The sequence below is a fragment of the Aphanothece microscopica RSMan92 genome (assembly GCF_046613545.2).
In the GTDB taxonomy this organism is placed as follows: domain Bacteria; phylum Cyanobacteriota; class Cyanobacteriia; order PCC-6307; family Cyanobiaceae; genus NIES-981.
Map to the genome: position 1 here is coordinate 1 of NZ_JBKKKY020000425.1, position 518 is coordinate 518.

The following is a 518-nucleotide window of genomic DNA, read 5'->3' on the forward strand; positions in this document are numbered from 1 at the left end:
GCCAGATAGATGATCTGCCGTTTCCAGAACAGCGCGACGCCCCCGTTGACGAAGTCGCGCAACTGCTTTTCCAGGCGGACGGGATCGTCCTCGATGTCGGCCTTGCCGGGCAGAAGGCCCCAGGCCCAGGCCCGCAGCGCGACCCAGCGCCTGCGCATCTGGTCGGTGCCTTCGTCACTGGTGATCGCCATGCCCTGCCCGTCTGCTTGAACCGCATTCCCGGCCGGACCCCGCAGGGCCACGCCGTTCCCGAAACCATCCCGGACATCCGGGCACTGACACCGTTACCTGTCTGTCACCCTGCCCCGCGAATGTGGCCGCAGCGTGGTGCGCGGCGGATCATCCCGTGGCAGGGCCCTTGCCGTCAGTGGATCGTCGGTCCGCCCTCCAGCCGCATCGGCCCCACCCGGTGATGGGTCGGGCGCGGCGCGTCGCGGTCGATGCGGCGGAAATCCTGCACGAGGAAGGTCGTGTCGATGCAGGTCGTGCGATGGGGCACATAGTCGGTCTGGCGAAAG

General features: G+C 68.1%; 1 protein-coding gene. It reads right to left on the reverse strand.

Annotated elements, in window-relative coordinates; genetic code table 11:
- On the reverse strand, positions 1–191 hold a 191-nt coding region (locus ACLD7X_RS18355; protein WP_411425122.1), incomplete at its 3' end, for a hypothetical protein.
- Between the last annotated feature and the right edge of the window lie 327 nt (positions 192–518).